The 18,889-nt window shown below is 66.5% G+C and carries 19 protein-coding genes; 9 read left to right on the forward strand and 10 right to left on the reverse strand.

Annotation, left to right across the window (positions count from 1 at the left end; all coding sequences use genetic code 11):
* Both BJ970_RS34890 and BJ970_RS38610 read right to left on the reverse strand, forming a co-directional pair.
* Entirely contained in the window at positions 1 to 864 is an 864-nt protein-coding gene (locus tag BJ970_RS34890; RefSeq protein ID WP_184732126.1) for a helix-turn-helix domain-containing protein, read from the reverse strand.
* Positions 865 to 881: 17 nt separating this feature from the next.
* Positions 882 to 1,589: a DUF6879 family protein gene (locus BJ970_RS38610; RefSeq protein ID WP_184732128.1), complete on the reverse strand. Its 708-nt coding sequence runs from the start codon at positions 1,587 to 1,589 to the stop codon at positions 882 to 884.
* A gap of 202 nt (positions 1,590 to 1,791) precedes the next feature.
* Between BJ970_RS38610 and BJ970_RS34900 the strand changes: the two genes are divergently transcribed.
* The 4 genes from BJ970_RS34900 to BJ970_RS34915 all read left to right on the forward strand — a co-directional run bounded on the left by BJ970_RS34900 (position 1,792) and on the right by BJ970_RS34915 (position 4,253).
* The gene (locus tag BJ970_RS34900; RefSeq protein ID WP_184732130.1) at positions 1,792 to 2,046 is read left to right on the forward strand and encodes an HC3 family zinc finger protein; all 255 of its coding nucleotides are present in this window, start codon (positions 1,792 to 1,794) and stop codon (positions 2,044 to 2,046) included.
* A 339-nt stretch (positions 2,047 to 2,385) separates the two neighbouring features.
* A complete protein-coding gene (locus BJ970_RS34905) occupies positions 2,386 to 2,622 on the forward strand; it encodes a putative ATP-grasp-modified RiPP (RefSeq protein WP_184732132.1) in 237 nt (78 codons plus the stop codon).
* A 4-nt stretch (positions 2,623 to 2,626) separates the two neighbouring features.
* A complete protein-coding gene (locus BJ970_RS34910; RefSeq protein ID WP_184732134.1) occupies positions 2,627 to 3,250 on the forward strand; it encodes an MvdC/MvdD family ATP grasp protein in 624 nt (207 codons plus the stop codon).
* A complete protein-coding gene (locus BJ970_RS34915) occupies positions 3,162 to 4,253 on the forward strand; it encodes a methyltransferase domain-containing protein (RefSeq protein ID WP_312864635.1) in 1,092 nt (363 codons plus the stop codon). The genes BJ970_RS34910 and BJ970_RS34915 overlap by 89 nt, the downstream gene beginning before the upstream one ends.
* 109 nt (positions 4,254 to 4,362) lie before the next feature.
* Here BJ970_RS34915 and BJ970_RS34920 read toward each other — a convergent pair whose 3' ends face one another.
* Positions 4,363 to 4,947 carry a phosphatase PAP2 family protein gene (locus BJ970_RS34920; RefSeq protein ID WP_221468395.1) on the reverse strand — a complete coding sequence of 195 codons (585 nt, stop codon included), beginning with the start codon at positions 4,945 to 4,947 and terminating at the stop codon, positions 4,363 to 4,365.
* A gap of 14 nt (positions 4,948 to 4,961) precedes the next feature.
* Complete coding sequence (locus tag BJ970_RS34925) at positions 4,962 to 5,429, reverse strand: DedA family protein (protein WP_312864615.1); 468 nt, start codon at positions 5,427 to 5,429, stop codon at positions 4,962 to 4,964.
* On the opposite strand from BJ970_RS34925, the gene BJ970_RS34930 reads away from it, so the two are divergent.
* On the forward strand, positions 5,389 to 7,047 hold the full coding sequence (locus BJ970_RS34930) for a COG4705 family protein (protein WP_312864616.1): 1,659 nt from the start codon (positions 5,389 to 5,391) through the stop codon (positions 7,045 to 7,047). The two genes, BJ970_RS34925 and BJ970_RS34930, sit on opposite strands and share 41 nt — an antisense overlap.
* 138 nt (positions 7,048 to 7,185) lie before the next feature.
* Here BJ970_RS34930 and BJ970_RS34935 read toward each other — a convergent pair whose 3' ends face one another.
* Positions 7,186 to 11,514, reverse strand: coding sequence for a cation-translocating P-type ATPase (locus BJ970_RS34935; protein ID WP_184732142.1), 4,329 nt, complete (start codon positions 11,512 to 11,514; stop codon positions 7,186 to 7,188).
* Between the two features lie 9 nt (positions 11,515 to 11,523).
* Complete coding sequence (locus BJ970_RS34940) at positions 11,524 to 11,676, reverse strand: hypothetical protein (protein WP_184732144.1); 153 nt, start codon at positions 11,674 to 11,676, stop codon at positions 11,524 to 11,526.
* A 320-nt stretch (positions 11,677 to 11,996) separates the two neighbouring features.
* Between BJ970_RS34940 and BJ970_RS34945 the strand changes: the two genes are divergently transcribed.
* Positions 11,997 to 12,566: a manganese efflux pump MntP gene (locus tag BJ970_RS34945; RefSeq protein ID WP_184732146.1), complete on the forward strand. Its 570-nt coding sequence runs from the start codon at positions 11,997 to 11,999 to the stop codon at positions 12,564 to 12,566.
* 75 nt (positions 12,567 to 12,641) lie between these two features.
* On the opposite strand, the gene BJ970_RS34950 is transcribed toward BJ970_RS34945, so the two are convergent.
* Positions 12,642 to 12,923 carry a hypothetical protein gene (locus tag BJ970_RS34950; RefSeq protein WP_184732148.1) on the reverse strand — a complete coding sequence of 94 codons (282 nt, stop codon included), beginning with the start codon at positions 12,921 to 12,923 and terminating at the stop codon, positions 12,642 to 12,644.
* 938 nt (positions 12,924 to 13,861) lie between these two features.
* On the opposite strand from BJ970_RS34950, the gene BJ970_RS34955 reads away from it, so the two are divergent.
* The 3 genes from BJ970_RS34955 to hisS all read left to right on the forward strand — a co-directional run bounded on the left by BJ970_RS34955 (position 13,862) and on the right by hisS (position 16,661).
* Positions 13,862 to 14,041 carry a hypothetical protein gene (locus BJ970_RS34955; RefSeq protein WP_184732150.1) on the forward strand — a complete coding sequence of 60 codons (180 nt, stop codon included), beginning with the start codon at positions 13,862 to 13,864 and terminating at the stop codon, positions 14,039 to 14,041.
* Positions 14,042 to 14,074: 33 nt separating this feature from the next.
* Complete coding sequence (locus BJ970_RS34960) at positions 14,075 to 15,298, forward strand: hypothetical protein (RefSeq protein ID WP_184732152.1); 1,224 nt, start codon at positions 14,075 to 14,077, stop codon at positions 15,296 to 15,298.
* Between the two features lie 61 nt (positions 15,299 to 15,359).
* On the forward strand, positions 15,360 to 16,661 hold the full coding sequence (hisS, locus tag BJ970_RS34965) for a histidine--tRNA ligase (RefSeq protein ID WP_184732154.1): 1,302 nt from the start codon (positions 15,360 to 15,362) through the stop codon (positions 16,659 to 16,661).
* A gap of 191 nt (positions 16,662 to 16,852) precedes the next feature.
* On the opposite strand, the gene BJ970_RS34970 is transcribed toward hisS, so the two are convergent.
* From BJ970_RS34970 to BJ970_RS34980, 3 genes are all read right to left on the reverse strand, one after another.
* The gene (locus BJ970_RS34970) at positions 16,853 to 17,173 is read right to left on the reverse strand and encodes a hypothetical protein (RefSeq protein ID WP_184732156.1); all 321 of its coding nucleotides are present in this window, start codon (positions 17,171 to 17,173) and stop codon (positions 16,853 to 16,855) included.
* A gap of 92 nt (positions 17,174 to 17,265) precedes the next feature.
* Positions 17,266 to 17,820 carry a class IV adenylate cyclase gene (gene cyaB / locus BJ970_RS34975; protein ID WP_184732158.1) on the reverse strand — a complete coding sequence of 185 codons (555 nt, stop codon included), beginning with the start codon at positions 17,818 to 17,820 and terminating at the stop codon, positions 17,266 to 17,268.
* Positions 17,801 to 18,883: an aldo/keto reductase gene (locus BJ970_RS34980; protein WP_184732160.1), complete on the reverse strand. Its 1,083-nt coding sequence runs from the start codon at positions 18,881 to 18,883 to the stop codon at positions 17,801 to 17,803. Before BJ970_RS34980 ends, cyaB begins: the two co-directional genes overlap by 20 nt.
* Between the last annotated feature and the right edge of the window lie 6 nt (positions 18,884 to 18,889).

Genomic DNA, 18,889 nt, shown 5'->3' on the forward strand with positions numbered 1-18,889 from the left:
TCAGTCCTTCGTCGTCGGTGAATCGGGTAGCCGGGCGATTTCGGTGGAGATCTGCACGAGCAGACGCCGCGCGTCGTCGCCTTCGACCGCGGTCTGCCACAGGCTGTCGGCGAGCTGGTTGTAGAGGGCGACGTCGTCAGGGTCGTCGGTGTTGATCTCGGTGTTGACGGTCTCGACGAACACGGTGTCGCCAATGATCCAAAACCCGCTTGCCGGGATGTGCGGCAACCGGGTGTTGAGCGCAATGATGCCGAACCGGACGGTCGCCAACCCGCACAGCGCGATCAAGCGGTCGATCTGCGCCACCATCGTCTGCGGCGGGCAGGCGAAGTACCGCAGCGCAGACTCAGCGATGAGCAGTTCGACGTGCTTGGCCGAGTCGTAGAGCGCGTGCTGTCGTTCCAGGCGTACCTGCACGGCGGCATCGGTGTCGTTCGGCACCTGCTGCAGGGCGGCAGCCGAGCCGAGCACGTGGCGGGCGTAGTCGGCGGTCTGGACAAGACCGGGCACGACGACGAGTTCGAACGCGCGAATCGTGCTTGCTTCGGCCTCGATACCGCGGCTGTGCTCTTGCCGTCGCCGGTGCCCGGTCCGCAGCTGCCGTTTCCAGCTGGACGACTCCAGCCTGATCGTCCGCAACTCGTCGCGGAGCTCGGTCGCCGCCGGTTCTGGAACCTTGGCGAGCCGCACCCAGGTCAGCAGATCGGCGTCGGTCGCGAGCTGCTTGCCATTCTCGATCTTGGAGATCTTTGACGGCTGCCAACCGGCGGCGCTGGCGAACTCCCTGCCGGAGTAGCCGGCATTCTCGCGGAGTTCGCGAAGTCGATCGCCGAATTCGAGCTTGTGCCGTTCGGGTGTGCTCACAGGTTCATCTCATCGGGTCAGGGTGTCAGGACCGTTTCACAGGGTGCCGCATGACCCCAGGCGATCTCGCGCCACCTCCTGTGCTTTGCAACGGTGTCGGCGTCGTCGACGAGTTCAGCGGCGATCATGCCGTGGCTGTCGAAGTGCATGATCGCGACCAACTCGTCGTCGAACAACCAGAAGTCGTGATCGGGCAGGTTGTGCTCGACGGCGGCGGTGGTCGACATGACGCGGATGACTTCGCCCGCCGCAGCGTTGCCCGGTGCCGCGAACATCTCAAACCGCAGGTAGTCGGTCAGCGGCTCGGTGAGCACCCGAACCCGTTCGAAATGCCGCCCCGCTCCGGTTGCCTGCCGGACGTTGGCCAGCCATTCCGTGGTGAACGACATGTCGGGCGTTTCGCCTGCGAGGAACTGCCGAAACGCCTCGGCCTCGTGCGGCTCCCGGTACTCGGCCTGGCATTCCCAGCGCCAGGCCGAGCGTGTGAAAGTCTTGAACAAGCGCCCGAAGTCCTCGCCGCGCACCAGTCGGGTCATCACGTGTCCAGGCGCGAACGACAGCAGCCCGGCGGGGATCTCAACGGCGGTTTCCGTCTCGGGCATCCCTCGGTCGTGGAGTGTCGCGAGGGCTTCCGGATCGTCGATCTTGTAGCCCTGCACGAGGTAGGTGCCCCGGTCGGTGGCGTACAGGTTTGGGCACGAGCCGCTGATGCTGGTAGTTCCCAAGAACGTGAGCTTCGTAGCCCCTCCAGGTCGTCGAAATATCGAGCATCCTGCAAGCAATATGAGCAACAGTCAACGCCATTCGAGTGCCGATCGGCGCTACACCTCCATGAGGTGCAGCAGTACTACCCCAGACGAGGGTTATTGCTTCAAAATTTCTCGAATTGCTTGATTAGTTGCTCTATTAGTCGTCACAGTCATTGCCATGACCAGCAGTGGCGCGACATACCGTCCCCATCCGTTCGGCTGGGTGCCTTCCGGTGGCCTGCGGCACGCCAGCACCGACACCAGACCTCACGAGGGCTACCCCAACGGATTCGTGGTGGGCACCCTGTGCGGTCACCAGCTGGCAGCGGAAAACACCGATCTGGCGTGGTCTTGGGAGACGTGCCGGACTTGCGACGACAAGGCTCACGAACTCGCCAAGCCCCCGACACCACCCGCCGCGAGTGCGAGGTGAACGCGACGGAAGCCGACCGGGCAGTCAAACTCGCCGCGCTGATGACCAGGGCGGCTGCCGCGCTAAACAGCCTGGCCACTTCCGTCCTCATTGGACGAGCGATCGATGACGATCTGCTGGACACCGAACGTCTGCGGAAGCCAGCGGTGGCCGGCTCCGCGAACGCGCTCAGTCGGACCGCAACTGTAATCAAAGCCCCACCGCGCGGGGCACGACTCGGCTCGACTCGATGAACGTGGTGGGGTCGATGCGCGGCAACGGCGCCGCAACCGGCCCCACCACACCGGGGAACCTGCACCGATGATCGCCAAGGAATGACGCAAGAGAAGGGACGACAGCATGAATACACCTATCACCGCGTTCGGCCTCGACGTCGCAGCCCGCAAGCCGATTCCGGTCAGCGAGGTCGACCTGTCCCGGCTGGTCTTCGACCCGCAGCGGCAGATCATGCTCACCCCGGGCGAGGACGGCGTGAACACACCGTGGTGCAAGCACTCGGACGGGCAGACCACGACCAACTCGAACACCGATGGGCATGGCGGTACCGAGACCGACACGGATTGGACCGAGGACTGACCCCGTGGCGGTTCTGGTGCTGACGCAGCGTTTCGACGCCACCGCGGACGTGGTGATCGACGAGCTCAACCGGCGCGGCGTGCCGCTGGTGCGCGCCGACCTCGGTGACCTCATCGTTTCCGCCGAACTCGACGGCGCCCGCTGGAGCGGGGTTTTCGCCACCCGGCACCACACGGTGAAGCTCGACGACGTGACGGGCATCTACTACCGGCGGCCCACCAATCCGACCGCGCCGGAAGGCGTGAGCGGGGATGCCGCCAAGTGGATCCAAACCGAACAGCGGTGGGGGCTGCGAGGTCTTCTCGCAGCCCTTCCCCGCACCACGTGGGTGAACTGGCCCCCGGCGGTGCATGCCGCCGAGCACAAGCCCTACCAACTCGCCCAGGCGGCCGACGCGGGTCTACCCGTCCCGGACATGTTGATCACCAACAACCCGGAGAAGGCCGCGGAATTCGCCGAGCGCGCGAAACCGGTGCTCTACAAGGCATTCCGGGGAAGCCCAACTAACCCACGACGGCTACCTGCGCGACCCGGCATGGATCGTCGCGTTCACCGACACTCCCCGCGGACTGTTTGTCCCGTACTACTTCGAAGCGGGCACCGACCGGCCCGGGTGGCGGCTCGTTGAGCGCACCGACGAGTGGCGCGACGGCGTGTATCGCAACACCGCGCACGTCACCCAGATCGACAACAACCCAGATGGGGTGCTGGCCGCTCGGCGCGGCGAAACCGTCACCGGGCAGCCCACCTCGTCCAGCTCCGCGCCGTCGTTGATGGCGCTCATGCTCGAAGCCCTCGACGTGCACGACGGACACCGGGTGCTGGAGATCGGCACCGGCAGTGGCTACAACGTCGCCCTGCTCTGCCACCGGTTGGGCAGCGAGAACGTCACTAGCGTCGACGTTGACCCTGTGCTGGTGGACTGCGCCCGCGACCGGCTCGCGAAACTCGACTACGCCCCGCGCCTGGCCGCAGTGGACGGCCGCGACGGCTGCCCGGAGCAGGCACCGTTCGATCGGATTATCGCGACCGTAGGCGTGCACCGCGTCCCGGCCACGTGGATCGAGCAATCCCGCCCCGGCGCGGTCATTCTCGTCCCGCTCATGGTCGGCGGGCTGCTCGCGCGGCTCAACGTCGATGACCAGGGCCGCGCCGAGGGCAGATTTCTACCGGACGCGGGCATGTTCATGCCCACCCGCGACCAACAGCAGCCCACCGCCACGATTCCCCACCGCGACGCAGCTGCCACCGAGCCCGAACCCACAACCATCGCCGCCGAGGTCGCCACGAGTCGGGAATTCGAGTTCTTTGCCGCCCTGCACACCGGCCCGTACAGCAGGACCGGGTTCACCCCCGCCGACGGGCCAACGCCGGAAACGTGGCTCACCCGCGCCGACGGATCATGGATCTGCCACACCACCCCGGATCCCGGCCGGCAAATCGTTCGCCAAGGCGGCCCCGCCCGACTGTGGGAAACCATCGAGCACGCCCACGAACGCTGGCAAGTGCTCGGCAGCCCCGCACGACAACGGTTCGGCCTCACCGTCGACAGCGGGAAACACCGCATGTGGCTCGACGAACCATCGAACGTCATCATTGATGTGTCAGGCTTGGCTGAACGGCCACGATAAGGCTCGAAACGGCGAACGTGCCCCGCACCCGGTTAAGGGTGCGGGGCGCATTGCTACTCGGTCGCGCACCACCGTTCCCACCGCCTCGTTATAAAACAGACCCTAGCCCTCAGCGGCGCTGGGCCCAGACCACGCCGCGCAGCTTGCTGCTTCGTAGTCGCTCGACACTGGCCGTCAGGGGACGACGAACCACCAACCATGCGCCGCCGACGGCACCGCCGACGACGAGGCCCGCGATCACGTCGTGCGGGTAGTGCGCGCCGACATAGACGCGAGAAATCGCCATCAGCAGCGCACCGACCACCGCGAGGTAACCCCAACTCCGCCGGACGATCAGCGTGGCCACCGCGAAAGCGGCGAAGATGACCGTGTGGTTGCTGGGAAACGCGTAATCGGTGACGCCATCGCACGGCAGCACGGTGACCACATCGGGCAATGCCCGGCACGGACGTTGTTCGGCCACCACGTTCTTCAGCGCACTGTCGAGCACGTACGCCAGGACCACCGCAACGCCCACCCAGAGCACCTTCGCCGCGGCGGCGGAGTCGGCGCGGCGTGCCCACCACAACATCCACAAAACCGCCACGATCAGGGCTACCACCCCGTAGGTCGTGAACACGCTCACGGGCGTCCAAAGCCACGGCGTCCGCGCCGCGAACTCGGTCATCGCCACATAAACGCCGCTGTCCGGCATGACGGCCACCTCCTTCACGACGCTTCCGAAGCCCGCCGGGACCGGTAGATCTCCCACGCCACCGGAACCAGGGACAGGACGACGATCACGGCGACCACGGGCAGCAGGTAACTGTCGATGTTCGGTACCGAAGTGCCCAGGAGGTACCCGGCGAGCATCACCCCGACCGTCCACAGCAGACCACCGACGACCTGCCACACCGCGAACACTCGGGACGGCACCCCGGAGATCCCTGCCATCGGGTTCAGCACGGTCCGCACGATCGGGACGAACCGGGCCAGCACGATGGCCTTGCCATGCCCGTAGCGGTCCAGCATGCGCGCCGCGCGATTTACGCCCTCGTGCAAGCGCCGGTTCCGGACGCGCCGGAGTATCGCGGCGCCGCCACGCTTGCCGATCAGGTAACCGACCTGCGCGCCCGCCAACGCCCCTGCGACTGCCGTGATCATCAACGGCAGCAGGGACGAACCCCCTTGCGCCACACTGGTGGCCGCAAGAACGCCAGCGGTGAATAGCAGTGAATCTCCCGGGAGGAAGAAGCCGATCAGTAGTCCCGTCTCGGCGAATAACACCAGGAACACCCCGATGGCCCCGAGACCGGTCACCAACGACCGCGAGTCCAGTACATTCACCGCCAGCACGTGCATCCAGCTCCCCCGTCTTTCGCATCCGGCAACAGGATCGCGACCAACGCTAGGAGACGTACGGCAAGCGCACGGTGCACGGAAGGTTAACCGAGAGTTTGCTTTGCGCGCGGATCCCGGTGAGTTCAATGGAAATCGCCACGTTCCCGGGTTTGCCGTCCGCTCACCTCTGTCCGACCGGCAGCAAACCTGCCGTTCGCTAGTGTTCGCCACGATGACTTCACAACATGCCCTCGGGCCGAATCGCCAAATGCTCAACAAAGTCCCGGAAGTCACCCTCTACTTCTGGATCATCAAAGTGCTCTGCACGACGGTCGGTGAGTCGGCCGCCGACTTCCTGAACGTTGACCTGAACCTCGGCCTGACCGGTGTGTCGATCATCACCGCCGTCCTGCTCGTCGGCTGCCTGATCTTCCAGTTCCGCGCGAACCGGTACCTAGCGAGCAGGTACTGGCTGGCCGTGGCGATCGTAAGCGTCTTCGGCACATTGGTGACCGACAACCTCACGGACAACATCGGCCTGCCGCTTGAGGCAAGCACGCTGATCTTCGGCGTTCTGCTCGGGCTCACCTTCCTCATGTGGTTTCGGAGCGAGCGGACGCTCTCCATCCATTCCATCTTCACCAGGCGGCGAGAGGCGTTCTACTGGCTCGCCATTCTCTTCACCTTCGCGCTCGGTACCGCGACCGGTGATCTCATGGCCGAGGTGCTCGGCCTCGGCTACCTGGTGACCGGAATCATCGTGGCGTCGCTGATCGCCATCACCACGGTCGCGTGGCGAGCCGGACTCCACTCGGTTCTCGCCTTCTGGTTCTGCTACACCCTGACCCGGCCGCTTGGCGCGTCGATCGGTGACTACCTCTCGCAACCGGCGAGCCAGGGCGGGCTGGGGCTGGGTGCCACGGTGACGAGCCTGATCTTCGTGGTCGGCATTCTCGCCATCGTCACCTATCTATCGGTGACGAAAGCCGATGTCATCCCGAACGCCTCAGCCGTTGACACCGCGACGGCGCCCGAGCGGGGAGGCTTGTGGCAGACGGTCGTCGTCGTCGCGCTCGTCCTCATCGCCGGCGGAGCGGGATACGCCTTGCGCACTTCCGCACTACAACAAGACACGCCGAATCAGGCTTCTGCCGTGCAACCACCGACCCCAGGCGCAAGCCTGAGCGAGCAGGCAAAGCCCTCGCCCCTCGGCGACCTCTCGAAGTTCCGGGCAATCACCCAAGACACGCTGAACCTCTTGAACACCGGCAACCAGTCCGGTGCCACGGCCCGCGTCGATGACCTCGAAATCGAGTGGGACAACGCCGAAGCGCGGCTAAAGCCGAAGGACAAGACCGCCTGGACCGAGATCGACGGCAAGATCGACACGGTGCTGCGCCAGCTCAGGGCAACGAATCCGAACTCGAACAACGAACAGAGCGCGCTCACGGCATTGCTCGCCGCGCTCGGTTGACTCGTCGTGACGCGGTAGCCGCCCGTCTGCCGTAGGCCACATACTTCTGTGCCAAGGTCTTGCCGGCTCGGGGGTTTCCGTGTCAGCCGGCCCGGCCACGGCTGTGGGGAAAGGAGTTCCGCGCTCATTCGACGAGGTTCACCATTGCTGCAGTACCAGGCTGATGACGGTGGCGGCGGTCGCGGTGCCTGCCGCGATCATCCAGCCGTGCGGCAGCAATGGACTGGCCCCGAAAAAGCGGCTCAGGCCCGGAGTCTGGACGGCGGCGGCCAGTGCCACGAGCGAGCCGAGCGCGCACGCCATGACCAGCGGGGTCCGTCCGCGAACTACCAGTGTCTGGCCAAGCTGCGCGGCGACCAACGTCACGAGTGCGACGGTGTTGGCTTGACGTAGGGTTCCGGTCGCCCGTCCCAAGAACCAGGCGCCGATGGCGGCCCCGGCGGTCACCGTCGCGCGCCGGTAGATGTCGCGGGTCAACGCCGCGCCCAGGGACGCTTCGGGCCCTTCGGCCAGCAGCATCTCCGCGGTGATCGTCGGCGGTGGCCGCACCGCGATCGCCATCGCCGGGAGGACGTCGGTGAGCAGGTTGACCAGCAGCAGCTGGCGGGCGTTCAAACTGCCTCCGGCGCTGATCAGCCCGGTCACGACGGTGAAGCCGATCTCGCCGAGATTGCCGCCGAGCAAGATGGCCAGCGAGTCGCGGACCGACGCCCACATGGCGCGGCCCTCCACGATGGCATCGACGATGGTCTCGATGCGATCGTCGGTGACGACGAGGTCGGCGGCCTCGCGGGCCGCCGGGGTCGCGCGCTCCCCCAGCGCTATGCCGATGTCGGCCAGCCGGATCGCCGGGGCGTCGTTGGCGCCGTCCCCGGTCACCGCGACCACGCGATCGTTGCGCTGCAATGCTTCCACGATGCGCGCTTTCTGCGACGGGCTCAACCGCGCGAACACCGCGACGTCGGTCACCTCCGCCGCCAACTGATCGTCGTCGAGGGAATCCAGCTCGGTACCGGTCATGACGCGGCGTTCGTTGAGCGCGTTGAGTTCGGCGGCGATCGCCTCGGCGGTGCTGGGGTGATCACCGGTGACCATCACGATCTCGACGCCCGCCTGCTGCAGCTGTGCCACGGCGGCGGCCGCGGTGGGACGCACCGGGTCGGCCAGCGCGACGAACCCGATCAGCCGCAGATTCCGAATCCGGGATTCGTCGAGATCACTTCGGTCCGAGGCGGCCCGCTCGGCGACCGCCAGCACCCGGTAACCCTGCCGGGCAAGACCTTCCACAACGTGCTCGACGCCTCGGCGGGCGGTGTCGTCCAGCGCAATGTCACCGTCCTGCCTTCGCCACCAGATGCACTGGGCCAGCACGATTTCCGGAGCCCCCTTCACACTCAGCAGGTTGCCGTCGTGCCAATTACCGAGCACCGCGTGGTAACCCCGGGAGGGTTCGAACGGCATCTCGTCGATCGGCGTCCAACCCTCCTTGCCCTCATCCGGGCGCACTTGGGCGCCTCGTGCGCCGTCGACGACCGCGCGATCGGTGGGATGCGGGAGCAGTTCCCCGTTCTCCACCAACGGACTCGCGCGCAAAGCGCCCGCAAGCACCCGACGTTCCATTGTGGATATTTCTTCGAGCCACCGGCTCGTCGCACCGTCCGACACCTGCCGCAGCGCGATACGCCCCTCCGTGAGGGTGCCGGTCTTGTCGAAGCACAAGACCTGCGCCCGGCCCAGCGTCTCGATCGTCGCGGAATTGCGTACCAGCGCACCGCGTCTCGACAACCGCCGGGCCGCCGCAAGCTCGGCGACGGTTGCCACGAAAGGCAATCCCTCGGGAACGGCCGCCACAGCCAAGCTCACTGCCCGCCCCAGCGATGTCCCGAACACACGCCCGCGCAGTATGTCCGTGACGAGCAGTACCCCGCCCGCTCCCAGGCAGATCGGCACTGTCACCTTGGCCAGTGTCTGAAGGCGAGCCGCGACACCATCGCCACGGCGGCGCGTTTCGGGTCCCGCCACGCTTCCCGCCTCGGTGTTCGCGCCGGTCGCGACCACGACACCCACGGCCCGCCCGGCGGCGACCGCGGTGCCTCGGTAGATCATGCAGGTCCGGTCCGCCACCGGCACCGCGGGAGTCGCCCCCACCGCTTTGGTGACCAACAGCGACTCGCCGGTCAGGCTCGACTCATCGACCTCAAGCCCTTCGGCTTCCAGAAGCCGGCAGTCGGCGGGCACCGAATCGCCGGCCACCAACTCGACCACATCGCCCGGGACGAGCTTCTCGGCGGGCAACGAGGTCAGTTTTTGCTTGCGGCGCACCGGAATCCGAAGAACGCTGGCCGCAAGCAGCCTGTTCAACGCGCGATCGGCGGTGACCCGTTGCACACCGCCGATCAACGCGTTCAACCCCAAAACCCCCAGGATGATAGTCGCGTCCGTGACGGCACCGATACTCGCCGAGATCACGGCTCCACCGGCCAGCGCAGGCGTCAGCGGGCTCGCCAGCTCATCCAGCGATGCCCGCAGCACACCCATCCGGCGCAGCTCCGGCTCGTCTGCCCGATCCCGGGACCGCCGTTGCGCCGCGTCATCGGTCAGGCCCTCCGGTGAACTGTCGAGCAACTCCACGACCGTGCCGGGGGCCATCGCGTGCCAAGGAGTACGCGGCGCGGCGCGCGGAACCGGACGCCATGCGGCTTGCATCCCCCACCAGGTCCCAGCGCCGAGAGCGATCGCCGCACACGCGGCCACCGGAACTCCCGCACGGATCTGGCTCCCCATGGACGGTCCGAGCGCGGCCAGCGCCGCGCCGCCCACCGAGCCGATCACCGCCAGCTGTGCGCTGCGCGTGCTGACCAGACGCGCGGTCGGGACTGTGCTCAACAACGCGCAAGGCTCCCCCAGCGTGGGACCCGAGATCAGGTGTGCGCCCCACGGGACCTCACCGTCGCGCGTAACTCCGAGCCCGACATCCGCGGCCGCCAACGCGGCCCGCGCACGCGCCGACACCACAGCGACCACACGGCCCTGCCGTTGCATCTCCCGGACAGCCGACGCGAGCCGCGCACCATCGGGCACCACGCGGTCGACGTCGAGTCGCGCCGCCAACCCGCTGCCGTCTCCGGCGAGGACCACCGAGCCGACTTCGCGGGCTGCGGCGGTCAGCTTGTCGGCAAGGGGATCCAGTTCCTCGGCCGCGAGCACCCACGCGACGGTGCGCGAGTCGTGGCGCAGCGCGAACACATCGGTACCCCGGCCGGCCAAGTCACGCACCTCAGGGGCCAGCCATGACCGATCGACCGCCGACAACGACCAACCCGCGCGCCGCGCGCCGTCCCCGTTGGTCACGCCGACAAGTTCGTGGGCGCGTTCCCACAGCTCGACGGGCTCGTGAGTAACGCCCGCGGGGATCACGTCGTGCACGAGCCGAGCACCGGTCCGCAGGACCCCCGCGTCGATCACCACCGTGTCGACCCGGTCCAACCGGCGCAGTGCAACGGGGTCGAACACGAGCGTCGTCCGTTCCGACAGGCCGTACCCGAGCTGAGCCGCGAACGCCCCGCGCCCCAGCTGTGCCGCTCGCGGCACGCTGGCAACCAACATCGCTTGCGCACGCTCAAAGCTTCGGGTCAGCCCGAACATTCCTGCCAACGCCGCGGGCCCGGCCAGCGCCGAAGTGTTCACCGTGCGCTCGATGGGGCCCTCGGGCAACGGCGCTGGACGCGGCCGGACCTGCAACGGCGTACTGCGGTGACTGGCGGGAGCCGCGCCGGCCTCCCAGCGGGCCCAACTCCGCCGCGCGGCCTGCGTCTCCTGCAACAGACAGAACCGATACGCCGATTCCGCCAGCAAGCTCGCCCGGCGCTGCGCAAGCGTGTTCGCCACCGCACTGCTCATCCCGAACATCAGATCGGTGGCCGTCTTACCGAGTCGCGCTTCCAGCGGAGCCCGAATCCTGGCCGCCGATTCCCCGGTCGACACCAGTGCCGGCACCGACGGCGGGACCGCGGGCAGTGGCAGCAGTTCGGCTCCCATCGTGATCGCGGCACCGGCCAGGTTCGCCCCCAGCATCGCCACCTCGGCGAATACCTTGACCGGATTGTCCGGGTGGCCGGGGCTGACCGCGGCGAAACTCGCCGCGTCCAGGCCCGCCTCCGCTTCCGCATCCGCCACGGCGTCGACCAGCTCGGCGACCTCGACCCGGTCCGGATCGTGCCCGATGACCATCCGCCCCAGGGTGGCGTTGATCTCGACCCAGGCGACACCCGGGACCTTCTCCACCCGCCGGATGATCTCCGCCGCGGCGTCCTCGGTTCCCGGCTCGTGCACGCCGCGCACGTCGATGTGCGCACACCCCTGCGACTCCCAAGCCCGCCGACCGCGGTCCAAGTGCGCGATGCTCCTCGCGGCGGCCGCGACCGGCGCCACGATCTGTGCGGCCAAGGTACCCAAGGTGCGCAGCATCGAACGGCCTCAGTCGTTCGCCGCTGGGCAGGCCAATTCCCGTGGCCGGAGCGAACCGGTCACGTCCTCCCGACTACCGGGCACGCCGACCTCCGCAACACCCGAACGCCGCCACGGCTGAGCGCCTGCGCCGGACGCCGCGTTCTCCATCGCTCTAGCCACGACTCGCCTCCCAGACGCACAAGCACCCTGGTAAACCACGAGCGTAAGACATGTGAACGTCAAGCGAACTTCGAAAGCACGCCCCATCCTGCCCATCAGGCAACGCCAGGCACACCGCCTTCCGCAGGCACCCGAATCGACCGCTGCCTCACCCAAACGAGCTACCGAGCGTCAACATCACGCTGGCTGCACCATGGGAATTCGGCCTGAACATCGACACGTCCTTACGACGTGCGGTCGGCTGCGTTTCCCGTTGCGGGTCATGGAACTGCCGTAGTCACGGTCTGCGCTGGGACGCTGTCGTCACTACCGTCAGCCGGGTGCTGTCGCTGGCCGGTCTCGTCGTTGTCGCCTTATCGCCGGGTCTGGGCAACTTCGCGACTTCGATCGCCCTTGGCCTATTGGGCGTTGATGTACGACTGCGGCTGAAGGTCGCGTGTGTGTTCGGATCCTTCGAGACCGCGATGCCACTGCTGGGTCTCGCGCTGGGGCAACAGGCCGCACTGCGCTTCGGCGGTGTCACGACCGCTGCCGGCGCAGTCCTGCTGGGCCTCACCGGCTGCTACACCGTCGTATCGGCGCTACGTTCCCGATCCAATCCCGGAAAGACCGAGGTCAACACTTGGCGGCTGCCTCAGCTTTGTGTCATCGGAGCCGCGCTCAGCATCGACAACCTGGTCATCGGCTTCGCCCTGGGCACTTACCACACGGCTATCGTGCTGGCTGCCGTGATCATCGGAACCGCAAGCGTGGCCATGTCGCTACTCGGCCTGGAGCTCGGTGCGCATCTCGGCTCGCGCTTCGGCGAACGTCTCTGCAAGCACAGCGAACTATCCGCCGGAGTCGTCCTCGTGGCAGTCAGCGTAGGGATGGGCCTAGGGATGATCTGAGCGCCGCTGTGTTTGCCTACTCTTGCCAGCGTGGATCGGAGTACTTCCACGACGCATTCGGGACGTGTGATCGGATTACGTCGAGGCCGTGCCGGAACGCTGTGCGAGCGCGACACCCGCACCGATCGCCGCCGCCACCGGCCATTCGATCACCGACAACGCGGCCAGCGCCCCAAGACCGCCGTAGAAAAGCATCATCTGGCGCGACGGGAGGTACCCCCGAACGGTCTCCGCCACGCCGGCAAGATCATCGCGAGTGGGGACGTAGTGGTCGGGTCGGTGAAACTCCGCCGTGACACCGGGGAGATTCACCGTCGTCCCCTCAACACTCGCCGGCTTCCGCTGCTTTGTAGCCATCGCCCCTCCCCAGCACAGATCTGATGCCACATGGCCAGCCGTCAAGCCGCCGAAACCAGACCAGCTGAACAGGACGATTTTACCCCGCAGCACGGTGAAAGCGCACCGCGCCGATACGCTTGGGGATCGTGCTCAGAACCTGATCATATGGCGGGAACTGCCCGACGAGGTGGCTAACGTGTCCCATGTGACGCATGGGGTTCTGGACCGATGCCCGAGACGTGTTGGTGGACCGGTCACCGGTACCGGGCCGACTGGGTCTGAACAGTGTCGTAGTGGATGGCTCGCGCTATGGCGTCTTCGGGATGCTTCTGTGGAAATCAGTGGAGGCTCACGAGAAACCGGCCCGCGCCGAGACGCGGATCAGCCAGCGCCGTTCTCGGCCGCCTGGGTTCGCGCCCCCAGTTCCCGCAACGCGACTTCCGAGACATCACCACTGCACTAAGCCTCGCACAGTCCCAGAACGTCGCCGTCCCTCTGTCCGAAACCCGCGTGACAGTCTGCCAAAACGCCCTCAACACACCGTGATTAGCGGGCGCCGACAACCAGGATCAGTCCGGAAATCGCGCACTACCTCACGCAGACCACCGAAGCCTCACTACTGCGCTGAACCGGATCTGCCAAGGTCCACATCGGTCACCGATTCAAGCGCCATCTCTGCGGGATCGCGAAATCACGCCGCGATATGGCCGACTTTAGGCATCACAAATCGGAAACGAGGGCCGCCGCCCCGCTCCACGGTCATACCGCCGACTCGATCACGTGCTTAAAGCTGCTGACCCCGACTTGATCTGAGGCTGTCGCATCGGGTTCGTACGGTCTCGGCCCCCACTTGGGGATTAGGCCACTCGGTTACACACGGTGTACGCCTGGCTGCGCGTGCAATAAAGTGGATTAGCAATCCGAACGGTCGATCGAAAGCGTCGAAGGAGAATGTCATGTCCGCTCCAGCGAAAACTCAAACCGGCGGTGTCTCGGCAGTGCCAGCCGAGCCAATGACGATCGACGCTCTTGCTGGTGTGGTGTCCCGGACATTGCAGCAGGACGGCATGGACCGGATGACGAACAAACAGGTTGAGGAGATCCTCTCCGTCCCGGCGCTAACCGGGCACATCTGAGGCGACCGGCCGCGACTCCGCACGGAGGATCTTGTGATTACCTGGGGGCGCGTCAACCTGCTGTTCTCTGCTGGTTCGAGGCCGATCAAGGCGGCCGACGAACTGTCGCTGGACGAATTGCTATTGGCGAACCGACTGCCTCCCTCGCTCTTCCAAGCGTACGAGGTACCTGGCGACGGCAGCCTCCGGCCGGTCCCGATTACCACTACCCTTAGCGCGGTGCCCAACGAGCACAAGGTGATCTTGCAGTGCATCCGCAACACCGACGTAGACAGCCTGCGGGCCAACACTTTCGAAACGCACGAACGTGACCCGCTACCGGTCGCCGCGATGTTCGATTTCCAGTATGGCAAGGCCGACGCCGCCAACCGCGTGCACCTGGTCGATGATCACACGCTTCGTCAGGTCGTCTCCGCAAAGGTCGCGGCATTCCTTTCCCAGCACGACATCGCCCCGCCGATCGTCGCCGGGGTCTCCGGTGGCGGCGACAGCAACACCCTCGTGCAGGGCATCCGCCAGCATCTGGAGCCCGGTTCTCGCCATGCCGAACAGGTCGTGTGCTTCACACTGGTCATGGACCCGATCTGGCCCGAGTCAGCGGCCGAGCGGGCAGGCGAGCTCTGCGCCGAAGCCGGCTTTCAGCACCGGGTGATGTACGCCGAGGACATCGCGGAACTGCTTGGCATGAACGGATCGCCGGTCGAACTATGGCACGAGTTCGCCGCCCAGCACGGCCCAGATACCTCGCACTTCTTTGGAACGTTTCTGATCAACCTGGTCGGGCGACGGATCTGCGACCAGATCAACAGCCAACACCTCCTGCTCGGCTACAACCGCGAAGACGTCCTGGCCGAACTTCTGTTCTGCCTGATCAACGGGCGTCGGCCGATGGCCTTCCCGCTGCGCCGCATGAACGCGGTCAACTGTGTGCTGCCGGTATGGGATGTCCCCAAGGCGATTCTCGACGCCTGCTACCCGCAATACAGCGAGAGCAATTACGCCGAACGCGTGGACACCACTACTGCCCAGCGATCCTCGATCTACTTCATCGCGCACTGCGTGGACGCTCTCGTGCCCCAGCTCTCCATCTCGCTAATGCAGGGCATCGCGCGATTGATGGACGACCTCGATGGCTGGCAAACACTGTTCCCGATCGCCGGCACGCCCCTGCTGCGCACCGGCCAGGGTGAAGACCTGTCCGAAGCCGAGGTGCTGGCGATGTTGCGCCGGTTCTTTCCCTCCTGGCAACTGACCTGATCGTGGAGCGACCCCGACCCGTCACAATGAGCATCTAACCCGCTACCAGGAGGATGTATTCATGCCGCAGGTCGTCGAGCCGCCATCGGGTACCAGGGACTTTCTGGCTGACGAGGTCCGCCGCCGCAGGGCGGCGTTCGACACGATCAGCGCGGTGTTCGAGCATTACGGCTTCGACCCGGTGCAGACCCCGGCGTTCGAACGCCTGGAGGTCTTCGCGGGCAAGCTCGGCGACGAGGCAGCCAAGCTGATCTTCAAGATCCTCAAGCGCGGCGTGCACGAGGCAAGCGGCGAAGCCGACCTGGCACTGCGCTACGACCACACCGTCCCGCTGGCCCGGGTCGTGGGCACCTACGGCAGCCGCTTGCCCTCCCCGTTCAAGCGGTATGCCATCGGCAACGTCTGGCGGGCCGACCGCGCGGCCAAGGGACGCTTCCGCGAATTCGCCCAATGCGACATCGACACCGTGGGCTCCTCATCCCGTCTGGCCGATGCCGAGATCCTGTGGGCGATCAACGAAGCACTCCAGGCACTGGGCATCGGCGACTTCCGGTTCCTGGTCAACAGCCGCCAGGCGCTGCATGGGTTGCTGGAGGCATACGGCATCGCACCCCAACTCGGTCTTGATGTGCTCTGCAGTCTGGACAAGCTCGACAAAACCACCCCGGAGGCGGTGACCGCCGAACTCACCGACCGCGGCCTGAGCAGCGACACCGCCGAGAGCCTGGTCACCGACGTGACCTCACCCGACACCGATCGCGTACGCAAACAGCTCGACACCACCGAAAGCGGCAGGCGGGGACTCTCCGAAGTGGACCGGCTGCTGAGCCTGACCACCGGCCTGCCCGAGGGACGCGTGGTCTTCACCCCCCGGATGGTCCGGGGCCTGGACTACTACACCGGCCCGATCTTCGAAGTCCTCGCCGAGGGTTACCCCGGATCGATCGCCTCCGGCGGACGCTACGACGGACTGGTCGCCAAGCTCGGCGGCCCCGACCTGCCCGCCTGCGGCGGCTCCATCGGCATCGAACGCATCCTCGCGACCCAGCAAACCAAGGCCACCACAACACGCGGACTGGATGTCGCCCTGACCGTCCTGGGAGCCGAAGACGACATCATGCGACTGGCAGCCCACATCCGCGAACACGGCCTGCGGACCGGCATCTACCTCGGCAGCTCCACCAAACTGGCCAAACAACTGAAATGGGCCCACGATCAGCACGCCCGCCACGTGCTGATCTACGGCCCCGACGAGCAGGCAACCGGCGAGGTCACCGTGCGCGACATGGACACCGGCGAGCAGACCCGCCTACCCCTCGCCGACACCGCGGCCTATCTTCGGGACAGGCACGCGACCAGATAGCACCCCGCCCTCGGGTCCGATTCAATCGATCCCGAGGGCAGCAAACGTCCCCAAGGTCTGGGGCGAAGGCTGCGCGTCATTGTTCTTTCTTGACGTATCTGCGCCGGGCCCCTAGTTCGTGCCCACCGGTCCGTATGGCATTGAGTTTCGTGCGATGGGCGGCGCAGGCGCTGGGGGGCCTGCGCCGCGGGTCAGCCTTGGTAGCCGGCTGGTCTGAAGCGGAAGACCTGGGCCCTGCCTTCTTTGCCCTGCCCCATCATCGCGACAATCCTCGGCTGGGACGCCATGCTGAGCGCCGCGCCGTCCACATCGGACTTTGTCCGGACGGTACCGTCGACGTAGGCGCGCGCTCCAGCGAGACGTCGTGGACGAACAATGTGGCGTGGAACGTGTCGGAGCGCAGCCTCGACGCTGGGGCTGTTCACGATGTTCTCCGCGCGAAGCTGGTCGATCAGGTCGGAGCGCAGTTGCTCGGCTAACGGTGCTGGGCGGCTGTCGCTGACGGTGGTCATCTGGTGGTTGCTTGGCGGGGTCCGGACGGGTGACGGGGTGCGCGGCGCACAACCGGGAGGACTGGCCGTGCGCCGCGCGATGTCGTGGATGCTCAGTGTTCGCGGCCGAGCAGGATGTGCGGGTAGCCGCGGTTGATCGGCTCGCCGAGTTCGATGTTCAGGGAGGCGATGAACTGCTCTAGTTGCTCGGTGGCGTCGTCGACGTTGGCGGCGTCGGCCTTGAACTCGAACTCGACGAAGTCACCGGCGTCGACGACGTGGTCGAATACGACCTCGATGTCGGGGAGCTTGTATTCCTCACGGGTCTTGTCGACGGTGACCAGTGGCCGGAAGTCGAGCGCTTCCAGCAGCCTGCGGATTGCCTCGACATCGTCGATCTTGGTCTCGTACTCGTCGGCGTGGGTTTTGATCAGGGCGTCGACGGGGTGCCAACGTTTGAAATTGATCGAGGAGCCGCGGTCCTCGGTGCGGATGCGCAGCCACTCGGAGATCGCTTCGGGGGCGAGGAAGTCGCGGTGCGGGGCGTTGTAGTAGGCGTCAACCTGGCGGGTCGGCTCGCTGGGCTTGGCACCGAGCTGTTCGAGCTTGGCCTTGAGCGCGGCAGGGTCGGGCAGCGCGAACTTCTTCTCAATCTCGATGTACTGCACGAGCAGGCGTCCTTTCGTCGGTGTTGCCGTCGGTGCGGGGGTGGAAAAGCTCGATGATCTGGTCGATCTCATCCTGGCCGAGCGGGTTGCCCAGGCAGGTGAGGGTGGTGGTGATCTGGTTGGCGTCACGGAAACCGGCCAGCACGGCCGCGTCAGGGGCGTGCTGCAGGACGTAGCGCAGCGCGATCCGGGCGAGTTCGGTCGGATCGGTGCCGAACCAGTCACGCAGGGCCGCGAGCATACGGTCCAGCGCGGCCAGAACTGTGGGCTGGAACCGGGGGTCGCGACAGCGGTGATCGGCCGGGCTGAACACCGGTGGTGGGCTGGCGGGGTCACGCAGCAGCAGCCCCTGGCCGAGGGCCTGTTTGATCAGCACGCCGACAAGGTGGCGGCGGGCGAAGGCGAAGATGTCGGTCTCCCGTGAGGTGTAGAGGGGGCTGAGCAGGTTGTACCGCACGGTCACGACATTCGGCCGGATCTGGTCGAACAGGTGCGACCATCGGGTGGTCGTGGCCGCCCGCGCATCGTCGCCGGTGGCCCATTGCTCGGCGAAGGCGTGCGGACCGCGCGTCCCGATGGCGCGGATCAGGCCCTGCTCGCGCAGCTCGCCCATCACCTCGACCGCGCCGGCCAGGTACTGATCGTTCTCGCCGAAGTCGCTGCTGTGCAAGAAGTAGATGTCGAGGTGGTCGGTGCCGAGGTTGTCCAGGGTGGTGGCGAACTGGCGGCGCATCTGGTCAGGGGCGTAGGGGTGGCGCGCGGTGCCGGCGAAGTAGCCGACCTTGCTGGAGATCACCAGGCCGGTGCGGCCGGTCTCGCGCAGCAGGCGGCCGAGCAGCCGTTCGGACTGGACGCATCCGTAGACGTCGGCGGTGTCAAACAGAGTGACACCGAGCTCGCGGGCGCGGACGAGCCCGTCATACGCCTGCTCCGGGTCGACGTGGTCCCAGCCGATCGGAACGCCTCGGTTGGTGGCCGGGCCGCCGACGGTCCAACAGCCCGCACCGAGCAGGGACACTTCGGCGTCCAGGCCGCGCAGGAAGCGGCGCTGCATACCGGGCATCTGCGC

Origin of the sequence: Saccharopolyspora phatthalungensis (assembly GCF_014203395.1) — a bacterium.
Lineage (GTDB): Bacteria > Actinomycetota > Actinomycetes > Mycobacteriales > Pseudonocardiaceae > Saccharopolyspora > Saccharopolyspora phatthalungensis.